The organism is Sporosarcina sp. SAFN-015 (genome assembly GCF_059415085.1).
The window spans coordinates 353,759-377,309 of sequence record NZ_JBPFDR010000004.1; the positions used below are offsets into that span (position 1 = coordinate 353,759).

The window sequence follows — 23,551 nt, forward strand, 5'->3', positions numbered from 1 at the left end:
TTCCTATCCCCCAATCACTCATCATGGCGAAGCACCCGGAATTGGATGACAGAAAAGATGAGGATAATGACAAATAATACGACTGATTGAGCCCCTGCCAAACCGAATTCGAAATCTCGGAAGCCCGTTTTATAAATGAGGTGGACGAGCGTTTCTGTCGCGCTCCCCGGTCCTCCCCCGGTCATCATGATAATTTGCGTAAACACTTGGAATGAACCGATCGTGCTCAATAGCACTAAATATAATGTAGTCGGTTTTAATAAAGGAATCGTTATATGGATCCACTGCTTGAATCGGCTTGCGCCATCTATCCGTGCAGCTTCATATAACGATTGGGAAATCGATCCCATCGATGCTAAATACATGATAATCCCGACACCGAACGGAATGAGACATTGCATGATGATCAACGCCCATAATGCCGTACTCGACTGTCCAAGCCAGTTGACGGGACCGACCCCGAACCAGCCTAACACATAGTTGAAAAGTCCGAAATCGTAATTGTACATCCAGCGCCACACCATCGCGATGATGACCATCGAGGTGACCGTCGGTAAATAGAAGGCAGACCTGAATAAACTTTGGGACACTTTCCCCAATTCAAAAATGAGCGTGGATAGCACAAGTGCGCTTATGACGCCGAACGGGACCGTCACTACCGTAAAGAGCAATGTGTTTTTCAATGCAATACGGAATGCATCGCTCTCAAACACTTTTATGTAGTTCTCTAATCCGACAAATTCACTGCCGAAGATTTTATATTTCTGAAAGGATAAAATGAACGCCCACACAACGGGGATTGCAACGAAAAGCGTGAAAAGAATAAGCTTTGGCAGCAGGAAGAGGTACGCGCTATAGTTCCGCTTCATCTCATAAAGTACTTTCTTAGGACTCTTATTCGATTTTCCGATAACTTTCAGTTTTTCTTTATTCTTTTTCGGCACTGCACCCATAGGCATCTGAGTCATCTATGACACCCCCCTAAAAGTGAAGCAGGCGTACGCGATGCATAGCCTGCTTTCTTTTTATTACTCCAATATTTTGTCTACTGCTTTTTTAGCATCTGCCATCGCTTGCTCGGCAGTTTTTTCACCATTGAACACGAGTTGCAATTCGCTTTGAATTGCTTCATCAATTTTTTTCCATTCCGGATGACGTGGAAGCATAATAACTTGATCGGACATTTCCATCGCACGTGTCATTTCCGGATTGTCTTTGAACGGATCCATTTCAGCAGCACTAATGCGCGCTGGGAAGATACCGTAATTTTGTGCCATATGATATTGCTCATCAGCTGTAGAGATAAATTTCATGAAATCTGCAACTGCTGCTTTCTTGTTCACATCTTCCTGATGCATCATGACCCATCCGCCGACGCCGCCAATTGTTGCAGCATCTTTATCTCCTGCCGGATATTCAGCAACCATGAAGTTCGTCGGGTATGCGCCTTGTGCGGCACCGATCGCCCATGTTGCCCATGGCTCCATTGCGACTGTACGCTGCTCTTCATTCGCCCACGCTTGGAATGTGCCGCCAACATCATTTCCACCATGCGTCTCCGGAGCAACTTTATGCTTCAACTTCAAATCAGCCAAATCTTGAATCGCCTTTACCGCCTCCGGAGAATCGAATGTGAACTCCGTCATGTCTTCGTTAAGCGGCGATCCGCCATTTTTATAGAAGAACGGCCATGCTTCATAGTAGCCAGGCATGATGTACGTCGAGAATCCGTATACATCCGTCTTGCCATCGCCATCACGGTCAAATGTCAATTTTTCGGCAGCTTGTAAAAACTCTTCATACGTCCACTTTCCATCTTTCGGCGGCTCAACGCCTGCCTCTTCGAATAGGTCTAAGTTCAATAGCATCGTATGCAACGTAATACTGTTTGGAATTCCGTATAGCTTTCCATCATACGTATATGCTTCAAGCGCATTGTCGTAGAAGTCCGCTTTTGCATCTTTATCGAAATATGGATCTAGCGATTCGATGACGCCTTGCTCGATATGATCGATGCTTACCGCGCTGCCGCTAATATCGACTGGTGCGATATCCGGCCAAGCTTTACCCGCGATTGCGACGCCGAGCTTATCTCCCATTTCCGCCCATGGCACTTGAACTAAATCGATTTCAATTCCTTCATTCGCTTCTTCGTATTCTTTAATCTTATCTTCTAGCCAATGAAACTTATTATCGTCCGCATCCGGCCATCTTGGTCCATCCCAAATGGTGATCTTTCCTTTAAATTCTTCAGCATTTCCCGCTTCTTCCTTGTCCCCGCAAGCTGCAAGCATCGTCGCTGCAAACCCTAGCGTTAAGGCCGCAAGAGCGGATTTCTTCCATACTTTCTTCATTTCTTGACCCCCTAATAATTTTCTCATGAATTCCCCGTCTAGCTCCGGGGGGCAGCTGTTCGGGTCGCTTCGATCTTGAAGATAAAGGCAAAAAGCGCCTTTATTTCAAGCTCTCCAGTGCCTGTCACAGCTAAACGCCCCCCTCCGCTTTTGATTATCCCCAAGCGATTTTTCCCATAATTGTCGCTTTCTCCGCGCCCGTCGCTGCTGGCAATGAATTTGGCATTTTATTAATGCCTAAATAGCCAAGCAAGGCAAAGACGAACGCTTCCTTCGCATCTGCGTGAATTCCAAGATCAGCTGTCGTCGCGAATTTTACATCATCAGGTAGGAGTGTCTTCAGAAACCCCATTAATGTCTGATTATGCACACCACCTCCGCTGACAATCACTTCTTTCACATCATGCGTTTCTATATATCTTTGAATCTCTGTAGCTATTGTACTTGCCGTCAACATCGTCGCAGTGGCGATTTTATTAGCGGACGAATGACCACGCTCATCCCCATCCGCCCAAAACTTTTCAACGAAAGTAAATCCGAATAATTCCCTTCCCGTGCTTTTCGGCGCCGGTGCTGCAAAATATTCATGGCTCGTCAGTCGATCTATCCATTCATCATCGACAGTGCCGCCTGCAGCTAACAATCCGTCTTTATCGAAGGAGCGCTGCCCGCTTGTTGCCTTTACGGCACAAGCATCGATCACCATATTTCCAGGACCAGTATCATAGGCTATAATCGGCTGCTCCGACCCACGCCGCGGCAACACTGTCATATTGGCAATCCCCCCGATATTCAGAAGGACACGCCCGATCAGCTCCGATTGGAATAAAACTTGGTCCGCAAACGGTACTAGCGGAGCACCTTGCCCGCCCGCAGCCATATCACGTGTCCTGAAGTCCCCGATGACTGTTTTGCCTGTACGTTCCGCTAGCACGGCAATATCCCCAATTTGCATCGTATTTGGACGGGCGTACGTTCGTTTCTGTTCAACCGCCGGCTCATGCCAAATTGTCTGACCATGGGAACTGATGAGATCGATTGTCTCCAAACCGATTCCCGCTTGCTGTAAAGCTTCCGTAAGCGACTCTGCATATCGTTCCCCTAAATACATATTCATCGAGGATACTAGATGCAAAGGCGCTGCAGGGTCCATTAACTTATGCAGCTCCTGCTTAAGTCCACCGTCATATGGCATCGTTACGAAATGAAGCAAGTCATGCTGGAGTTTCCCTTCTTCAAACGAGAAATCGACAATTGCAATATCAAGGCCATCCAAAGAAGTTCCCGACATTAATCCACAAACGCGCATTGGTTTCACGGGCATGTTCCTTTCCAAAATCTCTCATTGAAAACGCTTACTGTCATTTTAGCGTTTCTGAAATTAAATATCAATACTAATTTATTTTTCTAAAAAGAATTTTCAATCATTCAATAGTGACTGGTAATCTACCATTGATCGTTGTTGTTCCTGCTAAATGTGAAGCTACGACTTCAAACGCCGATTGTGTGAATTCATATGTGCAAATGACACGATTCGCCTTCGGAAAATATGACGCATCATATGGCGACCGCACGGCAATAACATCAACGGGTTTTCCACTCTCCAATAATTCATTGACGAGCCGCCTCTGGTTTTCATGCTTATCGGCATTCAACGTCAGGAAGACAATATGATCGTACTCTCCCGCGAGCTCCTTCATATCGATATCACTTGAACTTTCTCCGTCAATTTCCATTGACACAACGTTCCCATGAACCTTTTTCAACTGCTCCGCCATCGTCAACGTCGCATACCGTTTATCTTCTACCATCATTGCGTATTCATTTTTCGGATGGACAAGCAGCACACGGTCCTCCGCCGCAATCGGAATACCTGGACCTTTCACTTCCGTTATGCCTTGCTTGTAAATTTCCTCCATATCATCATGATGCTTAGCGGAGCCGACAAAATCGGCAACCGTTTTATTCGCTTCAATCTCTTCCCATGACGTATATTTCCGAGTAACTTTCTCGATTCTTTCAATAGACTCTTCAATCCGCAGTTCGGATATCCTTCCGCTTTCGACAGCTTCCGCCAACCGGATGACTGCCTGCTCCTGTAAATCATGCAAATGGGATACCATGACAAAGTCTACACCCGCCTCGACCGCCTGCACGCATCCTTCCACTGTACCGATTCTTTTTGCAATCGCGTCCATTTCCATGCAATCCGTCGTAATGACACCGTCGAACCCGAGTTCTTCCCGAAGGAGTCCTGTAATGACAGAATGTGATAACGTCGCCGGGACATTCTCCTTTTTTTCGAGCGCCGGGAAATAAACATGTGCACTCATAACCGCATCAGCGCCGGCCGCCATGCATTCTTTGAACGGGACTAGCTCGACAGCGTGCAACCTTTCAAGATCATGGTCGATCACCGGCAAATCAAGATGGGAATCGACACTCGTATCTCCATGGCCCGGAAAGTGCTTTAACGTCGTCATGACCTCTGCCTCCTGCATTCCGAGCATCGAATGTTTCGCCATTTCTGCTACGTTCGCAGTGTCCTCTCCGAAAGAACGGACACCGATGACCGGATTTTTCGGGTTATTGTTAATATCAACAACAGGCGCCAAATTCCAGTTAATGCCGAGCGCTTTTAATTCTTTTCCTGTCATAAAACCAGCTTTTCTTGCGTTTGCCGGATCATATGTCGCTCCAAGAAGCATTGCGCCAGGAATGATTGTCGTCCCTTCCCCCAATCTCCTGACGACTCCGTTTTCCTGATCGATGCAAATGAGCAAAGGCGTTTCATATCCAGCCTTTTTCGCTTCCGCTTGGAGGCTGTTCGTCAACGCAAGAATTTCTTCAGGCGTGCCTATATTCCTCCCGAATAGGATGATTCCTCCAATATGATATGTGTGAATCAAATGTTTAATTTCCTCCGATATCGTAATGCCTTTGAATCCGGCAATTAGCAATCGGCCGACTTTCTTTTGTAAATTCATGCTGTTTCCCCCTCTTCACATCTCTTTTACTTAAATCGGAAATCCCGGGATATGCCCTTCTCTTCTAACATGCAGTCCCTTTGAGTTCTTCAATGTCTGTGCATACGTTGTGCGAGCCAGACAGCCGCGCATCGTCCCCAGCGCCTTATAATAATCGTAATATCTGAAACTCGTAGAATTCATGATGAACCAATAACACGACAATGCCTCCAAGTAAGCATCGAACGAATCCGTCACATCGACGTAAATATCCGGTTCATACCCGTCCATGTCCTCCCAGTTCTCACTATGGAAAACCCGTCGAAGGCCATGGGGCGGCAGTCCGTCAAGATCGAAGCCCGGCAAGGAGGCTTTCAACCACGCATCTTGTACAATCTTTTGACAGAGCGCATGATCAGGATGCATGCTATTCTCCCAATGCGTAATGACAAATTCCGGCTTCTCTCTCCGGAAGATCGTCGCCACTTCTTTGACAATTTCTTCATTGAACGTCAACTCAGCATCCCGATGTGCGAGCGTGATGCTCGTTCCGCCTAAAATGGCCGCTGCCGCTTCAGCTTCCCGAATCTTTTGCAGACGGTATTCTTCCACATCCATATGTGGCGGTGCTCCCTTCTCCCCTGCCGTCAAATGAAGGAACGTTACTCGATATCCCGCCTGTGCGTACTTATGGGCGATTGCGCCGGCCTGGATTTCCCCATCCCCGCAATGCGCTCCGACGATTAAGACATGCTGCATACGAATTCCCCCTATGAAAACAATGTTGTATAGATGATATTATGTAAGCGGGGCCGCAAACGGAGCATTTCAAGATGCCGCCCAAAATACACACGGTTCGTCAGCAGCATGACCGTCAATTCCTTTTCGGGATCAATATAAAAGCTCGTCCCGGTGAATCCCGTATGCCCATAAGTGCTTTCCGACATTAAATCTCCTGCAGGACTCGCCCCGCTTCCTTTCAATTGCCACCCGAGACCTCTGCTTTCATCCGCAAACGGTGTGAAGTTGCGTCGCGACAGCGCAAGCCAATGCGGGTCGAGAATCTTCTTTCCTTCGTGCACTCCGTCGTTTTCGAGCATCCTCGTGAAAATGGACAAATCGTCCATTGTTGAAAACAATCCCGCATGGCCGCTTATCCCGTCCATGAATTCCGTGTTATCATCGTGGACAATGCCATATTTATGTCCTTGCAAATGTTCGTAATACTCGGTCGGTGCATACCGTTGCCGCTCGTGCGAGGGCTTATATCCCGTATCATTCATTCCCATTGGGACAAATAGACGTTGCTTCGCATATTCGTCGATTTTCTGCCCGCTGGCCTTCTCGATAATTTCCATAAGAAGAATGAACCCAAGGTCGCTATAAACGACATTGCTGTCCGGTGAATATTCCAACTTCTCCTCTTCAATCTCCTTCAGCACCTGAGTGGCCGAAAGTTTTCTTTCAAAGTAAGGACGGTGGGCAATCAATCCCGAAGAATGGGTGAGCAGCTGCTTGATTGTCGTACCATCTTTTCCGTGTTTTTGGAATGAAGGGATGAATCTTGTAACCTTGTCATGCAAATGGATGTCTCCTGCTTCACATAATTGCAAGACGGCCGGCAACGTCACCATCACCTTCGTCAACGACGCCATGTCGAACAGATGGCTGCTCGTTACGGGGACTTTGTCTTCTTCCAAACTATTCGTCCCGACTGTTTCGTCGAGAACGATTTTCCCTTTATGCCGGACTCGGATGACCGCTCCCGGTGTCACTTGCAGATCGATTTCACGCTGTAAATAGTTACGTACCGCTTCTTTCATTCATTCCACCCCAATTGTTTTCGTCATCGACTGATACTGCTTCCAAGGCGTGAAGCCGAGCTTTTCGTAAAAAGAGATAAGCTGCGTCCAATCGATAACGATGTCCGTCACTCCCCTACCGATCAGTTCATTTGCTGCCGCTTTCACCAAGTCGATTCCAAAATGATTTCCCCGAATTGTACGGTCAATCCCTAAAGGTCCGATGCCGCCCATCTCTCCATGGCATAACGCCGACCAATATACATTTTGCGCGATGACCGGCGACTGCTGATCGTTTATCCGGCAGAACCCTTGCAATTCGCCGTCCATGAAAAAGCCGATGAACTCTCTTCCAGTGCCGGCAATCAATTCATAATGAATCGCTTCATAATGCCAGCGTCCCGGAAAGACGCGCTCTAAAAATCGGAGCAGAGAAGGGATGTCATCTTTCGTCAATAGCCGGTAATGCTTGTCCGAATTCGTCAGCTTGTATAACTCACTATCTCGGACGTTTTTAATCAAATCCGTTTCAACCCCGCCCTTTGCATATCCACGCTTTTCAAACCAGCCGATTGTTACTTCGTCTTCTAGAGGGATGCCAGGGAAGTAATGCCACGGGTCGCGTCCTAATCGAATTTCATCCACTCCCGCTTCCAGCAGCGCCTGTTCGGCGTGCCGAAGCAGCTCAGAGCCTAGCCCTTCGTTTTGAAATGGTTTTCCGACAAGCATGCATTGAATCCAACCGACTGTCGCCGGCATACGGGCATCTAGCTTCTCCACATGCCGTTTTACGACGATGAATCCACAAAGTTGCCCGTCAATACAGACAGCGTAAGATCCTTCCCACATCACATTCGGTTCATTTGCCGTGTTTTGGTTCCATAACGCGGCGCTCATCGGAAATCGCTCGCCGATTTCCTTATTCCAGAGACCCACGATATCGGATGCACGTATTTCTAATATAGGCACTACTGTCATTGTCATGGCGTAACCCTTTCTTGAAGCTGTTCATTCAAACGGCTTGAGAATTCCGGATGGACAGCCTTTTGTCTTTCCGCCAATCCTGCAAGTACCGCCCCTCCTACAGGCGGCACTTGCGGCGATTGGAAGATTGCCTTCGGAATCGATTGACGGGACAATTCACGGAACCTCCCTGCAAACAGCTCAAAATCGGTGAAGACGCCGCCTGACAATACAATTGCGGTTGGATCGTTTTTATCGAATAAACGGTGATGGCAAGCTTCAATTGAATGCATCATTTCTTCGCACGCACTCTCCACAATCCATTTTGCAACGTCATCATCCGCCTGTGCTTCTTGCAAAACGAGACGGGCAAGGGGCGCGACGACTGAACGCGGATGTTCTTTCCCATACACTTGGCCGATAATATCCGGGACGTTTTGTACAGCAAAATACTCCTTAATACGATCCGTTAATGATGTCGCCGGGCCGCGATTATCAAAAGAACGAAACACTGCTTTCAACGCTTCATTCCCTAAATAAAACCCGCTCCCTTCGTCATCGAATAAGTAACCCCATCCACCCGAACGGGCGATTTCCCCTTTTGCATTAATGCCCAATGTGACAGCACCGGTACCTGCAATCTGGACGATGCCCGGTCCGCCGAGCGTGCCGGAATATAGTGCATTAAATGCATCATTCCGTACAGTGACTGTCGTTCCGGCTGGCAGCTCCCGCGCTAACAGGGCCGCCACTTCTGCATCGCGTCCACTTTCCCCTACGCCTGCAATTCCTGCAAAACAGACGGACAATTGATTGAAAACGGCTTCGTTCTGCCTTTTCAACTCTTTTGCTAATCCGCAGATCACTTCTTCGAATTCCGCCTGCAGCAACGTGTTCGGATTGCTCCGCCCGGTTACCGCATGCATGTAAACGTTTCCAATTTCATCGGCGACAATGCCCGTCGTCCTCGTTCCACCACCGTCGATTCCTAATACATACATCCGTTGACTACCGCCTTTTTTTCCGTTGAATTAATATCTTGTTTCTAATTCAATTCCCGTGTAGAAATGCTTCAAAATAATATCATACGTATATCCTTTTTCAGCCATTCCGACTGCACCGACTTGGGACATTCCAACGCCATGACCCCACCCGCCACCGTCCACTTTGAATCCGATCGTCTCATTCGTTTCTTCATCAACGACAGGCACAATAATGAACAATGTGCTTAACAATACCGCCGGATTGCCGTTCGCATCGATATATTGGAGCGCCCAACGGATGCGATCCTTGTATTCATAAAACGTACCGTTGTCCGTGACGAATTCAATGACAGCTGCGCGACCCGAGCTAGAACGTTCTGTTACATTGATTTCAAGCACTTGGTTGACCTCTGTATTGAAGTAGGTTCCAACGATTTCACTGATTTCCTCTGCCGTCCATTCGAAATGCCAACGATAATATTTGGACCAATTCGCTTCGAAATCTCCTGTCTTCACTTCACGCAATGATTCCCCTGCGCCTGTTTCCTTGTAAATATCAAGAGCCGGAACGTATTTCAGGTCATTCCCTTTTTGTGCTACATGCTTCGCTCGTAAATAAGGAGTCGCTTCCGAGTTCCATACATCTTCATTATTCGCCGTGAAACCGCCGCTCGTAGAATGGAAGACCGCTGTTATGAGCTTTCCTTCATACGTCGCGACAACCCCTCTTGTACCGTCGACAGCTTCATTGGAAATCGGATGCTCCGCACTAAATCCTCCATACACTTGATCGGAAGTTGTCGGCAATAGATCATAGCCGTCCGCACTCCGCTTACCCATATTGGATAAAGCATATGTGCGCGCTGCAATCGCCTGCGCTTTTTGTGCTTCCACTTCCGCATATGGAACCGGCGGAAGCTCACGAGGAACGACACCGTATAAATATTGCTCGATGCTCAATTCATTAATCCCCGCCAACGTTCCGCTGCTATTGAAGCCGACTTCCGCAAGTCCACGATACGTTTGTCCATTGATCTTAACAAATCCGGACGGCGCCAAAACTTGAACAGGATTCGAAGTCTCCTTCTCTTCCCCGTTTTTCTTCACTTTCAATTGTGTTTCGCCTTCTGCAATCGTTACGACTTTCCAAAATGCATCGCTCGCAGCCAATCCTTTTGCGACTACTTCATCCTTGAATGCAGTCCTTTCTGCAAATGATGCATCCGTCGCAAATTCGCCGAGATACAAACGCCAGCCTCCGTTATAATCTTCGGCGTACGTCGGATACCCTTCTGCATGCGCCCGTCGAAGCCAATCATCTAAATATGCTTGACTCGTCGTGAAAGCGACTTGCAGACGGTAGTGAGTTTGAACGGTTGAAGCGGAGCCCAATTCAACGAACACTTCTTCATCCATTCCGGTAAATAATACCTCGCCTGTGTACTTATCGATCAATTCAAATGCGCCTTGCCCACCGATCGTCAGTGAACCGACGGTCGGCACAACGCCGATCCGGATCGTCGGATCCTCGCCAGTTTGTGCAGCTGCCGTGTGCCCTCCCACCCCTTGGAAAAACATTGCGCACGCCATTAAACTGGCGGCTACATACTTCAGGACTTTCATCCAATCGTTCATCCTCTCTATTATTGGTATTTTCGTTGCTACCAATAGAGATTCGACGAAGCTATGAAATTCCCTTTTAGATTATCAAACTATTTTTGATATTTATTTTCAGGAAGAACGAATACGCAACTCGGTTTCCTTATCGAAGAAATGGAATTTACCCATTGAAAACGCAAGGTTCACTTGCTCACCAGGACGGATTGACGTTTCCGCACTTAAACGTGCGACGAAGTTCTGCCCTTCCAGACTGGAATAGACCATCGTTTCAGCACCGGTCAGCTCGGATACATCGACTTGGACAGATACAACCGATTTCATCCCGCCATCACCGCCGGTTGCAGCCTCTTCTATATGTTCCGGTCGGATGCCGATCATCGCTTCTTTGCCGATATAGCCCAAGCCGCGGAGCATTTCCATCTGGCTTTCTGGGATGAATAGCTTTGTATTCCCTGTCGTGAAGATTCCTTCACCGACAACGCCTGTGAAAAAGTTCATAGCAGGCGAACCGATGAATCCGCCGACGAACACATTCTCCGGATATTCATACACTTCCTTCGGGGAGCCGATTTGTTGGATGAACCCGTCCTTCATAACAACAAGCCTTGTCGCCATCGTCATCGCTTCCGTCTGGTCATGTGTCACATAGATCGTCGTCGTTTTCAGCCGCTGATGAAGCATCGCAATTTCTGCCCGCATTTGAACACGCAGTTTTGCATCCAAGTTCGAGAGAGGTTCATCCATGAGGAACACTTGTGCATCACGGACGATCGCCCTTCCTAACGCAACCCGCTGCCGTTGACCCCCGGACAGCGCCTTCGGTTTTCGTTCCAATAACTCCTCCAACCCCAAAATTCTTGCTGCATTCATAACCCTGTCGTGGATTTCTGCCTTCGGAAACTTTCTGTTCTTTAAACCGAATGCCATATTTCCATACACAGTCATATGCGGGTACAGGGCGTAGTTTTGAAACACCATGGCGATATCCCGGTCCTTCGGCGCCACATCATTGACTTTTTTTCCGTTAATATAAATGCTTCCAGACGTAATTTCCTCTAGCCCTGCAATCATTCGAAGCGTCGTCGACTTTCCACATCCGGAGGGGCCGACAAATACGATGAACTCCTCGTCTTCAATATGCAGATGAAAATCCGACACAGCCGTTACATTCTTATCGAATTCCTTATAAATATGTTCCAAAATCAACTCTGCCATTAATTCGCACCTCTCTCACTTACTTATAACGGATGGCAATTCTGAAAGACTCCCAATCACTTCTTGCGGTATTGCCTCTATCGGAAGCAAATCAAAACGCTTTTTTGTTTCCCTTTCCAACTTTTGCAACACAATATTTTGGATTGCTAGCAGCCCCCTTCGTTCAGATGGCACCAGCTCTTTCAATGAATCCGGCAAATGACGACATATCCAAATGGAACGAACACCAATTTCATTTGCAGATATGACATCATGGTCGATTCGATCTCCTACATGTGCAACAATTTCACCGCGCTCCAAAACGGAGCTGTACACCCTTTTATCCGGCTTCGCAAATCCCGCTTCCTCAGGGGTGACAATCAAATCGAAATGCCTCGTCAACTTCAATACATCCATGACCGGCAATTGATATTTCGTAAAGCCGTTCGTGACGACCGCCAATGAATACCCTCGTTGATGCAGTTCATCCAGCACATCGCAAACTGACTCTTCCAGCAAGTAAACATTCGGTTCCACGCAAAACTCTTTCAAAATCTCTTCTACATTAATAAACACTTGCATGCCATTCGCATTCACATAATGCCTAACAATATCGTCCCAATCATATGCATCCTTGGTCCTTCCGTCCTTTAAACGTGTTTCATGCTCTAGCACGATGTCTCCGATGATGTTATCCAGTAAATTATTTTCAAGCAATATTCGTCTTTCAATTTCTGGAAATACATAACGGACGAAAGGGTTTTGCATAAGTGTCCCATCCAAGTCGAATGTAATCCATTTCTTCATTTCACAGCACCTGTCGTTAAACCTTCAATGAACTGTTTGGAGGCTAATAAAAACGCGACAATCATCGGAAGCGACGAAATCGTTAATCCTGCAAACAACAAATTCCATTGGGTGTCATACTCGCCGAAAAGGGAAAGCATTCCTAACGGTATCGTGTTTTTCGCGTCATCATGAATAAAAATCAACGGATAGAAAAAGTCATTCCATACACCGATCAAGTTGACGATTCCAACAATCGCCAATGATGGCCTCATTAGCGGCAAAATGATCTTGTAATAAATCTGGAATTCATTGCACCCGTCTAGCCGCGCTGACTGATCCAAATCTTTCGGCAGCGACCTGAAAAACCCGTAAAAAACGAAGACGGCGAACGGCACATTTCCTGCAATATAGACGATGACGAGCGAGTTAAGCGAATTTAAGAGGCCTAGCTTCAACATCATCATATATAGCGGCAAAATCGCTAGTTTCATAGGAATCATAAGTCCAAGCATGAAGAAAAACAGGATAAATGGATTCCACTTGAAGTCGTAGCGGGACAAGTAAAATGCAGCCAATGACGAAAAGAATAATATAAAGAAGATGGACAACGCACTAACATACACACTGTTCCATACATAGCTATCGAAATTCACTTTTTCCCAAACGACAGCGAAGTTTTCTAACGTAAATTCCTTCGGAAACGAAAGAGGTGCTGTCAGTATTTCAAGATTCGGTTTAACGGACGATAGGAACATTAAAAATATCGGGTAAAGGGCAATGAGCGAGAACACAATCAAAATCGGATACTTCATAAATTGTTTAAGATTTTTTGACATGCTTACACCCCATTATTGTTCGATTTCTTTCCTCTTGAAGAAGAAAAGTGAAATGGCGGTCGCAGTGCAGATGATTAAGAATAGAATGACCGCAAGTGCAGAACCAAGCCCAATCGCATCCCCACCATCAACAGATCCGAACGCCAACCGGTAGAAAAACAGTGCTAATACGTCTGTTGAATAATAAGGTCCACCGGAAGAGCCTTGCATCGCAAACACAAGTTCAAACGTTTCAAATGAACCGATAAATGTCAAAATCGTCATGATCATAATGGACGGCATCGCCATCGGAATCGTTATCCGAAATAGCATTTTCAACCCAGACGCCCCATCGATTTTGGCCGCTTCGTAAATCTCCTCCGGTATCGCCTGAAGTCCTGCGAGGAAAATGAGAATCGCAAATCCAATTCCGTACCAGCTATTTACGAGAATGATCGTGTACAACGCCGTTTTCGGATCCCCTAGCCATGGATGCGCCCATTCAGCCAACCCTACCATCTTCAAAAAACTATTCAGCGCCCCGTTTGTCGGGTTCAATATTAAGCTGAATAGGAAGCCGACGACGATGACGGATAACAATTTCGGCATGAAAAAGACGGCTTTGAAAAATTCCCTTCCTTTGATTTTGCTATTGATTAATAAAGCCAAAGCGAACGCTAATACAAGCTTCGTCACGACAGTTCCGATGAAATAAATGATGTTATGCCAAAATGCATTTGTGAAAATGGTGTTATACGGCTCTTCCGTAAACAGCCGGATGAAATTTTCCAAGCCGATAAAGTCTTGCCTCACCATCCCTTTAAAGGAATAGAAGCTATTCACGAAGGCAGCAAGTATTGGATACACTTGAAAGCCTACGTAAAAAATTAGTGCAGGTAGTAAAAATAAATGCAAAAAATGCCTCTTCATACTTCTTTTATTCCTGGAGGGTTTGTGTGAAGCTTTTACTTCTGCCACTTGTTCCTTCATTACCATCGAATTTCCCCCTCTGCATTTCAAAAAAATCAGCCGGCGGAGTCCCGTCTACCAGCTGATTTCCGTCAAATTATTTCACTGGTTCAAACCACTTATCCATCGATTTCTGTGATTCATCGATGACGCCGTCGACTGTCAGTTCCTTTATATACATTCCTTGCAATGCATTTTCAAAGGTCGTTTTCGTCGTCGGTGAACCTCCGCCCAAGTAGACGAGCATCAAGTAAGGTGTCGGATTCTTTTCGCCTAGCTCTGTCATTTCTTTCACTAATTCATGGTTCGGCTCGACTCCAGGAATTGCACTAATACGCGCCAGTTCATCACTGAACATTTGACCGAATTCCTTAGAAGCCATGAATTCCATGAACTTTTTCGCTTCCTCTTGATGCTTGGATGCTTTGACGACTGCGTAAGAGCCATCGACCCATGTGACAAGCGGTGTCTCTCCGCCTTCTTCATTCGCAAATGAAGGAAGGATTCCGATATTCAAATCCGGAGCTGTATTTTCAAATGTTTCCAAACGGTAGCTTCCGTTAATGTACATCGCCGCTTGCCCTGTATAGAACATCGCTTGCGTATCTTTATCATCCAAAGCGATGAAGTCTTTCGGGAATAGACTTTCCAATTGTTCCATACGCTTCACCGACTCGACGAAACGCTCATCAGTCAAATCCGCGTTTCCACTCAATAAATCATCGATATATGCTTGATCATATGACGTTGCACCGATGACACTATGGGTAAGCGACAGCAAATAAGCTGCTTTTCCTGCTTGAGCAATCGGAACGATACCTTTTGCTTTCATCTCCTCCCCGACTTTTAACAACTCATCCCACGTTGTCGGCAAGTCGAATCCATGCTCTTCAAACACATCCTTATTGTAAAAAATGACACCGGCATTCAACGATAATGGAACGCCATACACTTTCCCGTCCGTGCCTCTTGCCGCAGTTAAATACTCTTCGGAAATTTCATCGATCCCTTTAATATCATCCAAAGGAACGATGAAATCGCCATCAATAATGGAGACGGCCCCTTCATATGGGCGTAGCTGGATAATATCCGGACCTTGCCCTGCTGTAAGTGCATTCGTCAAAATCGTTCCGTATTCCGTTGACTTATACGGTTTGAATGTGACTGTAATGCCTGGATTTTGGACCTCAAATTCTTTGATGAATTTTTCATATGCTTCCCGGTCTTCTGGGCGCCAGCTGTACATCGTTAATTCAACAGGATCTTTTTCTTCTGCTTTCTCTTCTTCTTTGCCTTCCGTACTTGTTGTCGTTTCTTCCTCGGTTTTTGTCTCAACATCCGTCTTTTCCTCTTTTTCCGAACAGGCCGCTAGCAGGAAAATACTCATCAACAGAAAAGCAGCTAGAAGCATTAATCTCCTCTTCATCCCATCCATCCCTTCTTTCATTTGAAATATTTTTTTACTTTCTGTCGGGAACTTTGATTGAAATGACCAACGAATCACTAACATCTTATTAATTAGAGATAAGTGTTACGACAAGAAACGTACATTATTTTTATGGAGCGCGTAATATTTGGGCATAAAAAAAACGGCTAAATGGATATATCGTCCATTCAACCGTTTTTCTTCATTTCAGGTAATATTAACCTCTATTTCTAGTATATACTTTTATTAAATAAACGTCGTCTCGATGTAATGTTTTTGTAATATCATTGCCCCTGTCCTGTAATATTAGGGCTCTACAATTGGAAGGGTGATCAACAAGAAATATAAAAATACAAAACCATCAAAGATCAGTGGTAGATAGGGGAATAGTGTGAAGAAAGTTGCTTTATCGTTATTCGTAGCAGGTTCATTGGCATTTGGATTTACGGCAGCAGATGCGGAGGCAAGTGCTCCTTCATCACAAACCGTATCAGCACATACCGGTACATATTCAACCGCATATAATGTTAATATCCGTTCAGGAGCAGGAACAAACCATAAAATTCTCTTATTAGCGAAAAAAGGTACAAAAGTCACATACGTAAATGAAAAGAAAATCGGCAAAGACCTTTGGTATCAAGTGAAAGTGAACGGTAAAACAGGCTGGGCACTCAGCACTTTATTAACAAAAAAATCTGTTGCGAAGAGCAATAATAATGTTGCGCTTTCAGACAACGTCGTCAAACGTGCAACTGGATTGACAGGAATTCCATATCGTTTCGGCGGAACAACGACGAAAGGTTTCGACTGCAGCGGTTTTGTTCAATACGTTTACAAGAAATCCGGCAAATCAGTTGCCCGGGATACGTTAGGACAATACGCTCAATCGAAAAAAGTGAGCCAGCCTAAACCAGGTGATTTAGTATTCTTCCAAAACACATATCGTAAAGGGATCTCTCATGTCGGCATTTATGTCGGAAACAATAAGTTCGTCCATGCTGGCGGGAAGAGTTCGCAAATTACAAGCTTAAACAATAGCTATTGGAAATCGAAATTCCATAGTTTCAAGAGATTATAAGATGAAAAAACCGTCTACACAAATGTGCAGGCGGTTTTTGCTTTAGATAATCAATCTGAAATTCCGGGTTTCTTCCATTGAATGGGACCATGTCCGAAGAAACTCATTCGTGCGCGAATGCCCCATTGCCATGAGCGCATCCTTTTGTTCATCTTCCATATTGAACTGGGTTGCGCTGTATTGCTCAACGGGGATGAAAATGATGTCCTTTTCGTGCTTCCGGGAAATATACCTGTCGTCATGCGCGTTTTTCATCGTGGAAAACAATGCCTCGAACAAGTTAAGCGCATTTTTAATATCTCTGCCGCCCATATCATCTTTCCGATGACTCAGCTTCATGCCAATTAAAGGACGTTCCCGTCTTCCTTCCGCATCATCGAAAATCCACATCGGGAAATTGCTCAGCACTCCTCCATCGACGACGATCTTTTCCCCTGTCGGCGCCTTGAAGCGGACAGGTTCAAAAAAGAACGGGATATTGCAGCTCATTCGTAATGCGCGGGCTACCGGAAACATTCCTGGCTCAATGCCATAATGGACTAGATCATCTGGCAGCACGATCATCTTTCCGTGTGTTAGATCAGACGCCACTAGCTTGAGCGATCCCGGCGGCACATCGGCAAAATTGTAAATCCCTTTCGCAGACAGCTTTTCGAAAAACCAGTCCTCGAGAGCATTTCCTTGATATAGACCCATGCGCCAATAGAGCAACAGCCATTTCATGAATGGTATTGGAAGGATCGTCTGGCGCGGGTCGAGCAATAATTGCAAATCCTCTTCCTGCATCATTTGCTCGATTTCCTTGCCGGAATAGCCTGCGGCGATGAAACAAGCAAGAATCGCTCCTGCACTCGTTCCCGCCACCCGTTTAAACTGATAACCTTTCTCTTCCAACGCTTGATACGCACCGACCAAAGCAAACCCCTTCAATCCGCCACCTGCAAACACCCCATCAATTAACACAGCATCCCTCCCATGGCGTTGTTACACTATAATGATTCGCGAGAGAATGTAGAACTTGAAAGGTAAATCTGGTGTTCTTTGAGCGCAGAGCAGCATTCTTGAGCGCGGGAACTGCTTTCTTGGGCGCGGAACCGCATTCTTGAGCGCGGGAACTGCTTTCTTGAGCGCCAAACTGCTTTCTTGAGCGCTAAACTGCTTTCTTGAGCGCGGAATCGCTTTCTTGAGCGCAATTTTAGGGATAAATACGATTAATAGCCATATCCCTCAGCCTGATTGAAAACGCTTGTCAGCCTAGGCGCGAAGTGGAGCGAAGACGCGAATAGAACTAAAGTTCATGAGCGGACGAGCGACACGAGCAACAACGGATGCGAGCGTTTGTCAACAGGCTGAGCCCTTTCCGCTTCAGGAAAGGGCCGTTCATCTGCATTTCATTTCAAATATCTCCGCGCGCCGGCGTAGTTTGTTTTATACGTGCCTATGTCGAACTTAATAATTTCAACTTTCTTAGATGAATTAGGAGCGTGGACCATTTTGCCGTCGCCGATATACATCCCGACGTGATACACTTTCCCTTTTCCTTTATTATGAGCGAAAAATAGCAGATCGCCGGGCTGTAAATCTTTTCGCTTCACCGCCAGTCCATTCGTCGCTTGGACTGAAGAATCGCGCGGAATGAGGATGCCGTGATTTTTATAGACTGAATACATTAACCCTGAGCAATCAAATCCATATGCAGATACCCCTGCCCATAAATAAGGAAGACCAATATACTGCTTTGCACTATCAACAAGATCCTGTTGCGTCGGTTTTGGAATGGATTTAAAATCTGCGTATACTTTCACGTCGCTCTTTCGAACATATTTCAAGCCGTCCGTCTTCGTCTGTACTTGAAGCCAGTCCTTTTCCTCCTTTGCCACTTGGAGGATTGTCGTATAACTAATATCTATGAATTTATATTTGTCATGGAGTTTCGGTTCAATGTATAACGAAGCAATTTTTGACGTAACGACCGCAATTCCTGCATCTCCATTTGTCGGGGAATACGATTTTACATGCGACTTCGGCACCCATCCTTCATAGCCTTTCGCCTGGCCTTTATTAAACTGGTCGACGACTGCGATATAATGCCAGTCTCCGCTCGTCTTCAACACTTCCACACGGTCTCCATACAAAGCTTGCGTGTCAGTCCGGCCAATGAGCCAATTTTTATCCGCCACTGTTAAGCTTTTTGTCCATTTCGCCATATCTGGCTTTGCTGCAATTGAAACAGTGTCGATTTTGCGCGTCCTATTTGGCACACGCCATATGTTAGTTACTGGAACACTGATCGCATATTGTACCGTTTCAGCTTTTCCTAATGACTCCTTAGGCTCCGCAGCGACAGCTGTTTGATGAATAGTGATGAACAAACAAAATATTAGTATAAAAACTGCAATTTTTTTCTGCATGATTTTCTCCCCCTATTCTATCAATTTTAGTATATTCTTAATTGATTGCATAGCGAGTCTTTCAGTGAAAAAGTTTTCAACTTGATAGATTGGGTATTTATATGACAGTACCATCAATCAAAGAGAAGGAGAGATTCTACATGGATGATAAAAAATTTATCGGAATGTATCACAACGACTCGGAATTGATGACAAAAATAGATGACTTGAAAAATCAAGGCATCGATGGTGAAAATATTTATGTCATTGCGCAAGATGATTCAGATGTAACGATGTTTCAAGGAATGAAGTATGGTGATGTGCAAACGACACCTGAATCTTGGTTCGATCGTTTCATGAACTTCTTAACTGGTGAAAACCACGTCCGCAGCATGCTGAAAGAAGCCGGTGTAGCGGATGGCGATATGGACAATTATTACACTGAAATTCAAAATGGCGGGAAGCTGCTATATGTTGATGAAGGCGAACTGAATCGACTTCACACGAGAACTGATGGAAGCTTCGGCATCAATAACGCAAATGTCGATCCGAACTTAGGCGGAAATCGCGTTTCAGAGTATGAAGAAAATGAATTAGACCGACCGCTCTATGGCAACACTTCTTCTGCAGCATTCCAAGACTCCAATATGTATGAAGGCATAGACGAAAACTACGGAAGAGTAGGCGGAGAAGCGTTGCGCAACGAGTCTAATTATGAAACGCCTCCAAACAACTATTACGGGGTGCAGAACCGCTTTGACGAAACCGATCAATTCGACCGTAATATGCAGGAAGAAAAGATGCGTCTGCGTGAAGAGCGACTTAGCGTTGACAAGGAAGAGGTCGAAAGAGGAGAAGTTACTCTCCATAAAGATGTAGTCGAAGAAGAGCAATCCTTCGATGTCCCTGTCATGCGCGAAGAAGTTTACGTCGAGCGTCGTCCTGTAAATGAGTACGAAACCGATGTAAATGAATTTAAAATGCAGCAGGATGATGAAACGATTCGAGTACCAATTACCGAGGAGCGGCTTGAAGTAACGAAAAAACCATATGTTTCAGAAGAAATCGTCGTTGGAAAACGGCAAGTGGAAGATACTGAAACTGTCAATGAAACCGTCAAACGGGAAGAAGCTCGCTTCGAGCAATCCGGTGAAGTTGACGTGCAAGATGAATTCGTTGATGAGCCTACGATGCGTAAAAAATGGGATGACGAACGATTTTAATATAAATAATCGAGCCCGCAAAGCTGGATCCTAGCTTTGCGGGCTTTTCTATGTTTTTTAGTGCCCGATTTGGGGTGAGACACTTTTATGTTTGATGATAATTGAAGGGTTTGAGGACTTTCAGTAGGCTGGATGCTATCTCTGCCCGTTGCTACCCATTCGAAACATCATATTTCGATGAGTGAGATTTTACTGCAGTCTATGACGACAGGGTTGCCTATATTATCCACGAAAAAGGCTAACGACCTTTCACTGTCAATGTTCGTAAATGTTAAATTAAAATGCTCGTTACCGCTCACAACAATCCGGATTAACGGGGTAATCGTGAAGTTCTCCAACAGTTTACAAATGGGATTGTTCATCATCTTTATACACCCCCTTTTATTGGCTGGACAGTTTAACCGGGTTGCTTGTCCACCATTTACCTAAATTAGAAGATTAGTAAAGATATCTTTCGACAATCGACGATGATTGTTGAGGTTCCAGTGCTAAAATAAGCAAGACTATCCAATTCGTCAAGATTGACAAAAGTAGACACAAAAATAGAAACATCATCGACCTGTATTTGTGATATCGCCGTGCTGCCTTTAGGCAATGTCGATAAATAGGCGCAAATATGATCGTTGTTGCTATTGCTAGTTAAGTTGCTCATAGCTTGTTCACCCCCCTCCTAGTAAAGAAACCCCATTTGACTTTCAAGGGGTCCTTATACTGTATTACTGCAATTTCATCTTATATAGGACGTCTGCTTGGTTGTCCTTGTTTTTTTCTTGATATTAAGGCAAATGGACATAGTTTCGCACAAAAAAAGTTCAATTTAAGGCGTTTTCCTTGTCGCCCAAATTGAACTTTTTTGTGAAATGAAAAGCAATAACCCTCACCAATGAATTGCATCCAGCTTATCGATTGCCACTGTTACAATGCCCGTCGCGGAAGAAAAATAGGCAATTCCTTTCTTTTCATCTACATTCAGCAAATGATCGACGTCGACCGTCAAGCCCTCGACTACGATTCGTTGCATTGGATATTTTGGAGGCAACGTGGAAAGCAATAAGCCAATGCTTTTCTTTGCGTGAAGGATTTTTTCGATAGACTTCTCCACTTCTTCCATTTCACGCTTCCGTTGTAAATCATGTGCTTCCAGTTTGTCGATCACCTTCTCCTGCAACTCGCCGATTTTTGCATGTTGACTGCTCATTCGATCAAGCATGTCCAGTACGTCATGCAAATCATCATATTGGTGGATTGTAAATTCACGCATCGACATCCGATGGTTTTGGAAACTTTTTCGCAAACGAAAAACGGCTTCCCCTTGTTTACCGAGTTCGTCTCGAATCGCGTCCTGCCTGTCGGATGCCGCTCTCAGCTTTTCATGTACTTCCCAAATCCTGTCCCGCAAATGGATATAACGGTTCCGATGGACATGTTGCTGGTGGGAAACGACATCCAACATTTTGCTGCAAAGCATTTCCAACCGCTCGATCGCCGCCAGCAGCTGCGCATTGACCCCGTTTTGCTCCTGTATGAACGCTACATACGGATTCCAGACGAACCGATCTTGATTCGCCGGAAAACCGCTCGGCTTCTCACTTTGATGCACTTTCGAAATTTCCAAATCCCTTGGCTCCTCTACCGAGTCTTTCTCCTATACTATGTCGCCCGGACCGCCTATTGTTCACGTTTTTAACGGAAGGCCGCAATCTTGGTTGTTTCCTTTTCACGAAACAAGGGTATTTTCCAAGACAAAGATGTTAGAGGAGGTACAATGATGAATAAAACGTTTATCGGGAGTTTTCCGAATCAAGAGCGATTAATGTCTAAAATAATGGAGCTGAAGCACGAAGGTGTGGAGGAACAAGATTTATATATTGGCATGAAGGACGATTTGGCGGTCGATGAGCTGCGGAGCCATGCGCTGCAGGAAGGCGAGGATTCCCCATATAATCTATTTAATCATTTCATAGGGTTTCTAGCTGGCGAACAAAATGTGCGCCGCCTCCTTAAAGAATCAGGTTTCACGAACGACGAAGCAAAACGGTATTTTGACGCTGTCCAGGAAGGTGCTTTGCTGCTCTACATGAATGGAAAGTTGAAAAAAGAACATAGTGCAGAGCCAATTGCAGTTGAACGGCAATATGACGGATACAAACCGATTCCGTTGGATGAAGTCGAGGCGAGTTCTGATAGTTGACAAACAATACCCATGGAACTCGATAGATTCCATGGGTGTTGTTTATAGATAGGTTTCTCGCCATTCCGAAAGCTCTTGCTCCATAATCTGCTTTTCAAGCGTTTCGTCCCACTCGCCCGTCACCGTGTTCCACACGCGCACATACAGTCGGTCATCTACGGTTTGATGGAGTCGAAATTCGATACAGGAAGCTGACTTTCGTTCCAGCTCTTTGACTGCCGTTATTGCTTCGACAACAAGCTGCACGTTGCCGTCCGTGTAAGCGACTTCCAATTGATCGAGTGCATTCCGCCACTCATCATCACTGAAATCCTTCAACTTCCGGAGTTCCGCAGCATGCCGATACATTTCCCCTTCGTCATCTGTCGGCTCCCCTTGCAAAAACAGATGATGCGACGGGCTATAATAAACCGTCGACTCCTCCTTCTCAGGCGGCTGAATGTAAATGCCTGATTCAAGCTGCTGCTTTCCTGTTTCCGTCAACGTAAAGGCGCCGGCGCTCTTTGTAATCATGCCGGCCCGGTTCATCCGATCGATTACATCCTGAATGAATAGCGGTTCGACGACGAGCATGTCACTTAATTCATCAACCGACTCGAACTGCGAAGTGCGGAAAGCGACTAACAACATCTTCATCAAAATATCCATTTTCGTACGCTTCACTGTTTCATACTCGACGTCAATCACCTGAATCGGCAATGACCACTTCACCGTTTCAAGCAATTTCACATTCAGGTCCCTCAGCAATTCATCGCGCAGCCGTTTTTCCAATGCGTCCATTCATCCAC

23 protein-coding genes are annotated in these 23,551 nt (G+C 45.6%); 3 read left to right on the forward strand and 20 right to left on the reverse strand.

The window, feature by feature from the left end; genetic code table 11:
• Positions 1-14: 14 nt before the first annotated feature.
• The 14 genes from ACR65H_RS09800 to ACR65H_RS09865 all read right to left on the reverse strand — a co-directional run bounded on the left by ACR65H_RS09800 (position 15) and on the right by ACR65H_RS09865 (position 15,881).
• A complete protein-coding gene (locus ACR65H_RS09800) occupies positions 15-968 on the reverse strand; it encodes a carbohydrate ABC transporter permease (protein ID WP_440500007.1) in 954 nt (317 codons plus the stop codon).
• A gap of 60 nt (positions 969-1,028) precedes the next feature.
• Positions 1,029-2,354: an extracellular solute-binding protein gene (locus tag ACR65H_RS09805; RefSeq protein WP_440500008.1), complete on the reverse strand. Its 1,326-nt coding sequence runs from the start codon at positions 2,352-2,354 to the stop codon at positions 1,029-1,031.
• 154 nt (positions 2,355-2,508) lie between these two features.
• Positions 2,509-3,663, reverse strand: a complete 1,155-nt coding sequence (locus tag ACR65H_RS09810) for an anhydro-N-acetylmuramic acid kinase (protein ID WP_440500101.1) — start codon at positions 3,661-3,663, stop codon at positions 2,509-2,511.
• A 115-nt stretch (positions 3,664-3,778) separates the two neighbouring features.
• Complete coding sequence (gene nagZ / locus ACR65H_RS09815) at positions 3,779-5,341, reverse strand: beta-N-acetylhexosaminidase (RefSeq protein WP_440500010.1); 1,563 nt, start codon at positions 5,339-5,341, stop codon at positions 3,779-3,781.
• A 30-nt stretch (positions 5,342-5,371) separates the two neighbouring features.
• A complete protein-coding gene (locus tag ACR65H_RS09820; protein WP_440500012.1) occupies positions 5,372-6,079 on the reverse strand; it encodes a PIG-L deacetylase family protein in 708 nt (235 codons plus the stop codon).
• Positions 6,080-6,090: 11 nt separating this feature from the next.
• Positions 6,091-7,143, reverse strand: coding sequence for a serine hydrolase domain-containing protein (locus tag ACR65H_RS09825; protein ID WP_440500013.1), 1,053 nt, complete (start codon positions 7,141-7,143; stop codon positions 6,091-6,093).
• Positions 7,144-8,106: a GNAT family N-acetyltransferase gene (locus ACR65H_RS09830; protein ID WP_440500014.1), complete on the reverse strand. Its 963-nt coding sequence runs from the start codon at positions 8,104-8,106 to the stop codon at positions 7,144-7,146.
• On the reverse strand, positions 8,103-9,086 hold the full coding sequence (locus ACR65H_RS09835) for an N-acetylglucosamine kinase (protein WP_440500015.1): 984 nt from the start codon (positions 9,084-9,086) through the stop codon (positions 8,103-8,105). Before ACR65H_RS09835 ends, ACR65H_RS09830 begins: the two co-directional genes overlap by 4 nt.
• Before the next feature lie 30 nt (positions 9,087-9,116).
• The gene (locus ACR65H_RS09840; RefSeq protein ID WP_440500016.1) at positions 9,117-10,691 is read right to left on the reverse strand and encodes a SpoIID/LytB domain-containing protein; all 1,575 of its coding nucleotides are present in this window, start codon (positions 10,689-10,691) and stop codon (positions 9,117-9,119) included.
• 108 nt (positions 10,692-10,799) lie between these two features.
• Positions 10,800-11,903: an ABC transporter ATP-binding protein gene (locus tag ACR65H_RS09845; protein WP_440500018.1), complete on the reverse strand. Its 1,104-nt coding sequence runs from the start codon at positions 11,901-11,903 to the stop codon at positions 10,800-10,802.
• Between the two features lie 15 nt (positions 11,904-11,918).
• Complete coding sequence (locus ACR65H_RS09850) at positions 11,919-12,689, reverse strand: HAD family hydrolase (RefSeq protein WP_440500019.1); 771 nt, start codon at positions 12,687-12,689, stop codon at positions 11,919-11,921.
• Positions 12,686-13,507 (reverse strand): carbohydrate ABC transporter permease, encoded by an 822-nt coding sequence (locus tag ACR65H_RS09855; RefSeq protein ID WP_440500021.1) that lies wholly within the window; start codon positions 13,505-13,507, stop codon positions 12,686-12,688. The genes ACR65H_RS09850 and ACR65H_RS09855 overlap by 4 nt, the downstream gene beginning before the upstream one ends.
• Positions 13,508-13,519: 12 nt before the next feature.
• Positions 13,520-14,482, reverse strand: coding sequence for a carbohydrate ABC transporter permease (locus ACR65H_RS09860; RefSeq protein WP_440500022.1), 963 nt, complete (start codon positions 14,480-14,482; stop codon positions 13,520-13,522).
• Positions 14,483-14,552: 70 nt separating this feature from the next.
• Complete coding sequence (locus ACR65H_RS09865; RefSeq protein WP_440500023.1) at positions 14,553-15,881, reverse strand: ABC transporter substrate-binding protein; 1,329 nt, start codon at positions 15,879-15,881, stop codon at positions 14,553-14,555.
• 391 nt (positions 15,882-16,272) lie between these two features.
• On the opposite strand from ACR65H_RS09865, the gene ACR65H_RS09870 reads away from it, so the two are divergent.
• Positions 16,273-16,959 (forward strand): C40 family peptidase, encoded by a 687-nt coding sequence (locus ACR65H_RS09870; protein WP_440500024.1) that lies wholly within the window; start codon positions 16,273-16,275, stop codon positions 16,957-16,959.
• Between the two features lie 42 nt (positions 16,960-17,001).
• Here the strand turns inward: ACR65H_RS09870 and ACR65H_RS09875 are convergent, their stop codons facing one another.
• Entirely contained in the window at positions 17,002-17,922 is a 921-nt protein-coding gene (locus tag ACR65H_RS09875) for a patatin-like phospholipase family protein (RefSeq protein ID WP_440500025.1), read from the reverse strand.
• Between the two features lie 428 nt (positions 17,923-18,350).
• The gene (locus tag ACR65H_RS09880; RefSeq protein ID WP_440500026.1) at positions 18,351-19,370 is read right to left on the reverse strand and encodes a C40 family peptidase; all 1,020 of its coding nucleotides are present in this window, start codon (positions 19,368-19,370) and stop codon (positions 18,351-18,353) included.
• A gap of 140 nt (positions 19,371-19,510) precedes the next feature.
• On the opposite strand from ACR65H_RS09880, the gene ACR65H_RS09885 reads away from it, so the two are divergent.
• A complete protein-coding gene (locus ACR65H_RS09885; protein ID WP_440500028.1) occupies positions 19,511-20,572 on the forward strand; it encodes a YsnF/AvaK domain-containing protein in 1,062 nt (353 codons plus the stop codon).
• A 167-nt stretch (positions 20,573-20,739) separates the two neighbouring features.
• Here the strand turns inward: ACR65H_RS09885 and ACR65H_RS09890 are convergent, their stop codons facing one another.
• From ACR65H_RS09890 to ACR65H_RS09900, 3 genes are all read right to left on the reverse strand, one after another.
• Entirely contained in the window at positions 20,740-20,937 is a 198-nt protein-coding gene (locus ACR65H_RS09890) for a hypothetical protein (RefSeq protein ID WP_440500029.1), read from the reverse strand.
• Positions 20,938-21,002: 65 nt separating this feature from the next.
• Positions 21,003-21,224: a hypothetical protein gene (locus ACR65H_RS09895; RefSeq protein WP_440500031.1), complete on the reverse strand. Its 222-nt coding sequence runs from the start codon at positions 21,222-21,224 to the stop codon at positions 21,003-21,005.
• A 225-nt stretch (positions 21,225-21,449) separates the two neighbouring features.
• Positions 21,450-22,187: a hypothetical protein gene (locus ACR65H_RS09900; RefSeq protein WP_440500032.1), complete on the reverse strand. Its 738-nt coding sequence runs from the start codon at positions 22,185-22,187 to the stop codon at positions 21,450-21,452.
• Between the two features lie 153 nt (positions 22,188-22,340).
• Between ACR65H_RS09900 and ACR65H_RS09905 the strand changes: the two genes are divergently transcribed.
• The gene (locus ACR65H_RS09905) at positions 22,341-22,763 is read left to right on the forward strand and encodes a general stress protein (protein WP_440500034.1); all 423 of its coding nucleotides are present in this window, start codon (positions 22,341-22,343) and stop codon (positions 22,761-22,763) included.
• Between the two features lie 42 nt (positions 22,764-22,805).
• Here the strand turns inward: ACR65H_RS09905 and ACR65H_RS09910 are convergent, their stop codons facing one another.
• Positions 22,806-23,543: a hypothetical protein gene (locus ACR65H_RS09910; RefSeq protein ID WP_440500035.1), complete on the reverse strand. Its 738-nt coding sequence runs from the start codon at positions 23,541-23,543 to the stop codon at positions 22,806-22,808.
• Positions 23,544-23,551: the final 8 nt, after the last annotated feature.

Coding starts and splice junctions, on each gene's coding strand:
- ACR65H_RS09800 (WP_440500007.1), bottom strand. CDS start 968: ATGACTCAGATGCCTATGGGTGCAGTGCCGAAAAAGAATAAAGAAAAA.
- ACR65H_RS09805 (WP_440500008.1), bottom strand. CDS start 2,354: ATGAAGAAAGTATGGAAGAAATCCGCTCTTGCGGCCTTAACGCTAGGG.
- ACR65H_RS09810 (WP_440500101.1), bottom strand. CDS start 3,663: ATGCGCGTTTGTGGATTAATGTCGGGAACTTCTTTGGATGGCCTTGAT.
- nagZ (WP_440500010.1), bottom strand. CDS start 5,341: ATGAATTTACAAAAGAAAGTCGGCCGATTGCTAATTGCCGGATTCAAA.
- ACR65H_RS09820 (WP_440500012.1), bottom strand. CDS start 6,079: ATGCAGCATGTCTTAATCGTCGGAGCGCATTGCGGGGATGGGGAAATC.
- ACR65H_RS09825 (WP_440500013.1), bottom strand. CDS start 7,143: ATGAAAGAAGCGGTACGTAACTATTTACAGCGTGAAATCGATCTGCAA.
- ACR65H_RS09830 (WP_440500014.1), bottom strand. CDS start 8,106: ATGACAATGACAGTAGTGCCTATATTAGAAATACGTGCATCCGATATC.
- ACR65H_RS09835 (WP_440500015.1), bottom strand. CDS start 9,086: ATGTATGTATTAGGAATCGACGGTGGTGGAACGAGGACGACGGGCATT.
- ACR65H_RS09840 (WP_440500016.1), bottom strand. CDS start 10,691: ATGAAAGTCCTGAAGTATGTAGCCGCCAGTTTAATGGCGTGCGCAATG.
- ACR65H_RS09845 (WP_440500018.1), bottom strand. CDS start 11,903: ATGGCAGAGTTGATTTTGGAACATATTTATAAGGAATTCGATAAGAAT.
- ACR65H_RS09850 (WP_440500019.1), bottom strand. CDS start 12,689: ATGAAGAAATGGATTACATTCGACTTGGATGGGACACTTATGCAAAAC.
- ACR65H_RS09855 (WP_440500021.1), bottom strand. CDS start 13,507: ATGTCAAAAAATCTTAAACAATTTATGAAGTATCCGATTTTGATTGTG.
- ACR65H_RS09860 (WP_440500022.1), bottom strand. CDS start 14,482: ATGGTAATGAAGGAACAAGTGGCAGAAGTAAAAGCTTCACACAAACCC.
- ACR65H_RS09865 (WP_440500023.1), bottom strand. CDS start 15,881: ATGAAGAGGAGATTAATGCTTCTAGCTGCTTTTCTGTTGATGAGTATT.
- ACR65H_RS09880 (WP_440500026.1), bottom strand. CDS start 19,370: ATGCAGAAAAAAATTGCAGTTTTTATACTAATATTTTGTTTGTTCATC.
- ACR65H_RS09885 (WP_440500028.1), top strand. CDS start 19,511: ATGGATGATAAAAAATTTATCGGAATGTATCACAACGACTCGGAATTG.
- ACR65H_RS09890 (WP_440500029.1), bottom strand. CDS start 20,937: ATGATGAACAATCCCATTTGTAAACTGTTGGAGAACTTCACGATTACC.
- ACR65H_RS09895 (WP_440500031.1), bottom strand. CDS start 21,224: ATGAGCAACTTAACTAGCAATAGCAACAACGATCATATTTGCGCCTAT.
- ACR65H_RS09905 (WP_440500034.1), top strand. CDS start 22,341: ATGAATAAAACGTTTATCGGGAGTTTTCCGAATCAAGAGCGATTAATG.
- ACR65H_RS09910 (WP_440500035.1), bottom strand. CDS start 23,543: ATGGACGCATTGGAAAAACGGCTGCGCGATGAATTGCTGAGGGACCTG.